The organism is Rhodococcus sp. CX (assembly GCF_015865005.1).
In the GTDB taxonomy this organism is placed as follows: Bacteria; Actinomycetota; Actinomycetes; order Mycobacteriales; family Mycobacteriaceae; genus Rhodococcus.
On record NZ_JADZGH010000276.1, the window covers coordinates 1 to 6,992 of the forward strand.

The following is a 6,992-nucleotide window of genomic DNA, read 5'->3' on the forward strand; positions in this document are numbered from 1 at the left end:
ATTCTTGCGGATCTCGGCTTCGCGGGGTACTAAAAATGTCCTAAGTCGGGTGCCGCATCCGGAACATCCGCTTCGCAATCTTCATGTCGCGTTCGGAAGCGTCGACCGTGAGCAGGTTCAGCGGCGGCCGGAACCTCTCCACCGTCACCGAGTGCGGCCGGCTGAACTCACGCAGTCCGTCTGCGCCGTGGATCCTGCCGAACCCGGACTCACCGATACCGCCGAACGGTAGGGCGGGGACAGTCCCGAAGCCGCCTACGCTGTTCACGGACACCGCGCCGCTGCGAATTCGTCGTGCGGCCTGCAGTCCCTTCTTCTTGTTGCGGCTGAACACCGACGCACCCAGCCCGTAGTGGGTGCTGTTGGCTCGTTCGACGGCGTCGTCGAGGTCCTGGACCGGCTCGACGACCACCGTCGGGCCGAAGGTTTCCTCTTGAACAGCTGCGGACGTGTCGGGCACGTCCTTCAGGACGACGGGTTCGAAGTAGCGATCTCGGACGGAATCGAGTCCGCCCATCACCGCGGTCGCACCGTGATCGAGGGCGTCGAGGATGTGCCGTCGCACGATGTCGACCTGGCGCGGCAATGTCATCGGTCCGTACGTTGCGGTGTCGTCCGGTCCCGGCCGCGCCCGGGAGAGGGCGGCCGTGAGCTTGTCGACGAACTGCTGGTAGACGGGCTCCGCCACGTAGACGCGTTCGATACCTACGCACGCCTGCCCCGCGTTCAGGACGGTCCCGAACGCCGCGGCTGTGGCGGCTTTGTCGAGGTCGGCGTCCTCGGCGACGATCACCGCGTCCTTGCCGCCGCACTCGGCGATCATCGGGGTGAGCGTCTCGGCGCATACCGCCATCACCTTGCGCGCCGTGGCACCGGAACCGGTGAATGCGATCTTGTCGACACCGGATCGTGCAAGGGATGTGCCGGTCTCGCCGAAGCCCGTGACGACCTGGAGCACCGGATGGTCGGGAATGACGGAGTTCCACGTCTTTTCGAGCCAGGTACCGACCCCCGGTGTGAGCTCGGAGGGTTTGAACACCACCGCATTTCCCGCGGCGAGGGCAAACGAGATCGAGCCCATGGGTGTGAAGGCGGGGAAGTTCCACGGCCCGATGACGCCCACGACCCCGAGAGGCAGATACTCGACGATCGCCTTCTGATTCATCGACGGCATCGCCGTGGAGACCCGTCGCGGACGGAGCACCTTCTGCGCGTTGCGCGCGGCCCAGTCGAGGAATTCGACGGTGAGCATGACCTCGAAGTACCCGGCGTCGTGCGGCTTCCCGGTTTCGGCGGAGATCTGCGACGCCAGCGAATCAGCCCCTGTGGCAATGGCATTCTTGAAGTCCAGCAGCAACTCTCGTGGGCCGCGGAATCCGAGCTCGCCCCACCACTGTGCAGCGGAGCGTGCGGTCGACGGTGACGGCGACGTCTGCGGCGTCCATGATGGGGTATCGGCCGAGAACGGACCCGTCGCGCGGGTCGAGGCTGGTGAACGTGCGGTCGGAATCGGCGGTCGCGGTGTCGGAAGACGACGGCGTGGAGACATCGTGGGTCATGGCGAGCGCATCCTTCGTCGAGATCACGTCGGACGAGGCGGCGTGGTCAATGGGAGCGGATTCTCGATGCGGCGCCGAGAAGAAGCCTATCGCCGCAGCTCGCGGGCAGTCCAGGGAAGCGCGCAACCATCAAGCATGGGCGCAGCTATCGGGACAACCCCAGGTCGATGGCCGCAAGCCCGGCCTGGGTGCGGTTGTGGACACCCAGTTTGGCGTAGAGATGCTCGACGTGGTTGCGCGTCGTCTTGTGGGTGATATGCAGTTCAGCGGCGATCTGCCGGTTCGAGTGACCAAGGGCGACGAGTCGCAGCACCTCCACCTCGCGCCCGGTCAACCCGGCCGGCCAGGGTGCTCGCCGTTTCGTCCGATGCCCGGCCGCGGCCAGCACGGCCTCGACCGCTTCCGTGTCGAACCGTCCGGCTTCCGCGTCGCGACGCATCCGCGCGGCCGCGTCCTCGGCAGTGAGTGCCTGCCGGTGCGGCCGGGGTTCGCGTAGTCGCTGATAGGTCTCGGCGGCCGCGAGTATCCGCGCGGGGACATTCAGATCTGCGCCGCGGAGCCCGTTGGGATAGCCGGAACCGTCGAGCCGTTCCCGGTGCGTCTGCGCGAGCGCCACGACCGATTCCAATCCGCTCACGCGACTGAGGATCCGGCCCGTGAGATACGGGTACAACCGGACCCGTTCCCACTCCGCGGTGGTGAGCGGTCCGGGCTTCTCCCAGATCTGGTTGGGCACACCCATCCTCCCCAGGCCGTGCACCAGCCCGGCGCGGTAGAGGGCTTCGACGTCCGCGCCGGACAGCCCGCGCTGCCGGCCCGCGGCTGCCGCCAGATCTGCAACCTTCCTCGAATGACCCAGCAGGAAAGGGCATTTGAGATCGACGAAATCGGCCATCGCCCGCAGCAATTCGTCCAACTCGGGACCGCTCAATGTGTAGTGCCGATCCGGCGCTTGGGCCAGCGCCGCCGACCATGCATCCTGTTCGAGCACGCCCGCGGTGATCTCGGCCGCGGCTTCATCGAACGTTCGTACCACCCGTGGGCAGAACTGGGTCCCGCTGCGCTCCCGCGCCACGGCGACTGCCTGCGTCGGTCCGCCGGCGCGCAGGTGCACTTCGGCGACGTCGGCCAGATGGACGATGTGCATCTCGACGGGTATCGCGTCGCCCCGCGCACCGGCCGGCAGCCCGGCGCCGTCCCACCGCTCGAAGGTGAAGGTCAGCATCGCCCCGACCTGTGGGTCCAGCCCGATGCGGTCGGAGAGGACGCTCGCGGACCCGCAGTGCGACCGGATGAGCTCGGACATCTGCCGCCGCGCCGTGAACAGGAACGCGGCGACCCGGAGGCTGCGCTCGGCCTGGGGGAGACCGCGCCCGGCGTGACTGAGCAGCAGGCGCAGGAACGGCAGCCCCGTCATGTCCACCGAGTAGGTGTCGGCGCGGAAGGCGATGTCGTCGCCGAACATGCGCGCCAGCTCGTGGGAGTCCGCGTGGCATCCGATCCACGCGACCAGGTTCGCGTAGTACACGACGGCCCGCTGCTCGGTGCTCAGTCCCATGCGGTCCGCGATGCGGGTGGCGATCAGCGCCGACCGGAGCATGTGCTCCATCGGCTGACCGAGACCGAGGTCGATCGCGAGGGACAGCGCGGCGACCAGTTCGGCTCGCCGCGGACCCTCACCGGTGGGCGCCATCGTCCCAGTGTCCCCGGGGAGAGAAAGTTACGGAAGATGAGGCATCGGCCCCATGACCCTGCGGTGCGCGCGGCGCACGATCGACGTACCCGCAATCCTGGGAGGACGTCATGACCATCAACCCGCAGTCGGCCGCCGAGCGGTCCTGTGAACTGCCCCGAGTCTCGGGAGAACGATTCGCCGGCTACGCGGTGGTCGGCGCCCCGTTCGCCGGCGGCCACTACCTCGCGCTGCGCAGATTCCCTGCCAGTTCCATCGGCGACGGCTACACGTCCGTATGGCACCGCGACCCGGCCGGTGCCTGGACCGTCTACAGCGACGTCCCGCCGGAACTGAGCTGCCCCCGGTTCCTCGGCCACGCGCTGAGCCGCACCGAGCAGACCGACGTCCGTGCCGAGTGGACCGGTCCAAACAGACTGCACGTCACGGCCGGGGGAGAACTCGAGTGGGATCTCCGGATGGACACGTCCCCGGCGACCACCGTCATGAACGTCGCGGGCAGGATCATGCCGGACGCGCTCTGGCACAGTCCCGCGACGCTGGCGGTGATGGGGCGCCTCGCAGGCCCGGTGCTCGGCGTCGGCCGGGTCCGGCTCGCCGGACACATGCCGAACGGTCAGTGGTTCCGGGCCAACCCGCGACAGCTGTGGACCGCGCACACCGTGCGCGCAGTGGTCGACGGATTCGATCTCGGTCCCGACGGACCGCTGCCGGAGCAGGCGGCGTTCGGCGACTTCCGGCTGCCGCAGCGCGCGTTGTTCGCGACGGTGCAGACGTGGTTCGAGCCGTTCGATGCCCGGCGTCATTTCGCGGCTCGTCCTCGAGCGGAGGAGTCACCGAGCGGCCGATGAATACCATCGAGTAGGTCACGGATCGACGACGAGGCGTAGCCGGAGGCGTTCGGCTAGTGCGGATTAACGTTCCCTGCGGTAACGGTCTCGACCTCGGTGGGAATGGGCCGGCCGACGCGAAATCTACTGTTCCTCGGATAGGCCGCAACGTTTCGGTCCAAAGCTGCGCAACTCCACGTCAAATGACACACAATGGATTTCGGCAAGAGTACGGCAAGCGAGAAAGGCACAAATAAGGTCCACCGCCCGCCCGCAGGTTTCAACCAGATGGGAGCGGGCGGCCTTGCGTTTTCGGGATGCGCGATGATCGAAGCAGTCTTGGGCCACCACGCGAGGAACGACGAGTCGGTCGAGGCCCGCTCCGGGCCGGCCGCACGAATCGACGCCGACTCCGGTGGAGGCGATGTCACCCTCGGAAGACTGCTGGCGGTTGCGACCTTGACGCCTGCGCAGGCGGCATTGCTCATCACGGATCTGGTCGATCAGCTCGAACTCGCGCATGGCCCGGAGCGCCACCCGACCAGCCTCCGACGCGGTGCCGTGAAGGTGTCCGACAGCGGACAGCTCACGCTCGAATGCGCCGGGACTCCGCGATCCTGGGACGAGATACGCGATGCGGTGGCAGACCTGCTTCGACGGATCGCGGCGAACAGCCGCAGTGCCGAACTCGCCGACCACCTGAACGAGGCGATCGCCGAATCCCCGGATGAGGACGACCTGGTGCGGCGTGTCCGTTCTGCTGCCGCAACCGAATTCGACCCGGGCGAGGAGGAGCGGACGAGGCGTCAGATCGCCGCGCTCGTCTCGACGGTGATGGGACGCGATCTTCCGGAGCCGCCGGTGGTGAAACAGCCGGACGTGCCGATCCGGCCGATCCAGGCGTCCTCTCTCGCGTCGAACACCTGGCGTCCACCCACGGGCAAGGTGTGGCATCGCAAGAAGAGACGACCGTCGCGGCGTCGAGCGGTATTCGTGCTGATCGCACTGCTGCTGCTCATCGGGATGGTGTGGGCGGCTCCCAAGGCGTGGTCGGAGCTGAATCGCGGTTGGCACACGCTTCTCGACCCGGTGGATTCGTCGATGCCGGACGAGATCAGTCCGGTCTCGCCGCCGCCACCGGCACCCGAAGCCCCGCCGCCGGCGGCCGGGCCGGGAACCGCACCGGGTCCCGTCGACACCGCTCTTCCGAGCGCAGCCGGACCGATCACGAAGGTCGCCGCGAACTTCGCCAACGGCGCCTGCGAGCCGGGACGCCCGTGCACCATGCGGGTCGATGTCGGTGTCGATCCCGCCGCGAATCTCGGTGCGGTGATTTGGAATCTGACCGTGTACGACCGATGCACGGGTGTGGTCCAGCCGGGTAGTGAGGTCACCGTTCCGGTTCCGCCGGGTGCGCCGACGGCATACGGAATCGGCAACGTCGCCCTGCCGCCGGGTTCCGCCCTTGCGGTCGCCGCGGTCACCACCGGCCCGGCCGCGGCCGCGTCGGAACCGGTATACGTGCCCGCTGAGAACGCTACGTGTTCGGACGGGAGCCCACGTGCAGGCGGATAGGCGAAAGTCGGATCCCTGGCTCGTCACGGCGGCCGTCGCACTGGTACTTCTCGGCATGCTCAACATGGTCTCGACGGGCATGTCGTCGCTCGCTGTGCGGCACGCGATTCTCGCCGCCGTGGGTCTCGGCGCGATGTGGGTGACGTCGCGCATGCGGATTGCCGCCCTGAGCCGGTTCGGGTGGGTGTTGTTCACCGTCACGGTCGTCCTGCTCGTGGCGGTGCCGCTGATGGGGATCGCGACAAAGGGTGCCCAGCGCTGGCTGGACCTCGGCCTGTTCACTCTGCAGCCGTCCGAAATGGCCAAGCTCGCCCTGGTCCTGGTTCCCGCCACGATCCTGGCCCGTGGGAACACGGTCGGCAGGCTCGTCGTGGTCCTGCTGGTTGCGTCCGTGCCGATCGCGCTGGTCGCGCTGCAGCCCGACCTGTCGACCGCCGTGGTGCTCGTGGTCACCGTGTTGCTCATGCTGATCCTGGCCAGGGTGCCGATGCTGCAGCTGGCCCCGCTGTTCGCGATCGGGCTGCTCTCGCTGCCCATGGCCGTTCTGTTCCTCCGCCCGTACCAGCTCGAACGGATCCACGTGTTCCTGTCGCGCGACGCCGACCCGCAGGGGTCGGGCTGGGCGGCGTGGCAGGCGGACATCGCGATCGGCAGCGCGGGATGGTGGGGTCTCGGGCGTCAGCCGGACTACGACCTGCGGGCCGAGTACCTGCCGGAATCCGAGCACGACCTGGCCTTCGCGAGCCTGGTCTACGGGTGGGGCCTCGTCGCCGGCATCGCCGTCGTGCTGGCCGTCGTGGTCATCGTGTGGCGCTCGGTGCTCGCCGCCCGAACAGCACGGACCCGGGAAGGAGCGCTCGTCGCGGCGGGCGTCGGTGGACTGTTCGGGATCCACACTGCCGTCTCGGTCGCTCAGAGTCTGTCGCTGCTGCCGCACACCGGCATGCCGATTCCAGTGTTCAGCTACGGGGGCACGGCCTCGATCGTCGGATTCGTGTCCATCGGATTGGTGCTCGCGGTGCGCCGCGACGGCGTGACACGGCCGCTGTGGGCCACCGAGCCGCGGAAGCGACGGCTCCCGCGAGGCGTGTCTGTGGGTGCGGGGACGCTGACGGCATCGCTCGTCGCGATGTCGGTGTTCGCCTGGCAGCTGCAGACCACTCAGGGCGCAGAACTGCGCGCGACGAGCGACACGCAGATGCTGCGCTGCATCCGCCTGCCCGCCGAACGCGGCCAGATCCTCGACCGCACCGGCGTGCCGGTCGCGGTCAACGTCGCCGAGTACACCGTCGCGGTGGTGGCGCGAATGTTCGCCGAGGGTGACCCGGCGGTGCG

At 68.3% G+C, this 6,992-nt stretch carries 4 protein-coding genes and 1 pseudogene; 3 read left to right on the plus strand and 2 right to left on the minus strand.

The window, feature by feature from the left end; translation table 11 throughout:
* Positions 1 to 40: 40 nt before the first annotated feature.
* Together I0Q12_RS31180 and I0Q12_RS31185 are read right to left on the minus strand one after the other, a co-directional pair.
* Positions 41 to 1,559, minus strand: a pseudogene (locus tag I0Q12_RS31180) (aldehyde dehydrogenase family protein).
* 145 nt (positions 1,560 to 1,704) lie between these two features.
* Positions 1,705 to 3,252, minus strand: coding sequence for an HD domain-containing phosphohydrolase (locus I0Q12_RS31185; protein WP_197257878.1), 1,548 nt, complete (start codon positions 3,250 to 3,252; stop codon positions 1,705 to 1,707).
* Between the two features lie 110 nt (positions 3,253 to 3,362).
* Between I0Q12_RS31185 and I0Q12_RS31190 the strand changes: the two genes are divergently transcribed.
* The 3 genes from I0Q12_RS31190 to I0Q12_RS34510 all read left to right on the plus strand — a co-directional run.
* The gene (locus I0Q12_RS31190; protein ID WP_197257880.1) at positions 3,363 to 4,103 is read left to right on the plus strand and encodes a hypothetical protein; all 741 of its coding nucleotides are present in this window, start codon (positions 3,363 to 3,365) and stop codon (positions 4,101 to 4,103) included.
* Between the two features lie 303 nt (positions 4,104 to 4,406).
* On the plus strand, positions 4,407 to 5,657 hold the full coding sequence (locus I0Q12_RS31195; protein ID WP_197257882.1) for a hypothetical protein: 1,251 nt from the start codon (positions 4,407 to 4,409) through the stop codon (positions 5,655 to 5,657).
* A partial coding sequence (locus I0Q12_RS34510) for an FtsW/RodA/SpoVE family cell cycle protein (RefSeq protein WP_307846677.1) occupies positions 5,644 to 6,992 on the plus strand: 1,349 nt, incomplete at its 3' end. The genes I0Q12_RS31195 and I0Q12_RS34510, both read left to right, overlap by 14 nt.

What these genes read in the sequence shown, in the direction of transcription:
- I0Q12_RS31185 (WP_197257878.1), bottom strand. Translation starts at nt 3,252, where the DNA reads ATGGCGCCCACCGGTGAGGGTCCGCGGCGAGCCGAACTGGTCGCCGCG.
- I0Q12_RS31190 (WP_197257880.1), top strand. Translation starts at nt 3,363, where the DNA reads ATGACCATCAACCCGCAGTCGGCCGCCGAGCGGTCCTGTGAACTGCCC.
- I0Q12_RS31195 (WP_197257882.1), top strand. Translation starts at nt 4,407, where the DNA reads ATGATCGAAGCAGTCTTGGGCCACCACGCGAGGAACGACGAGTCGGTC.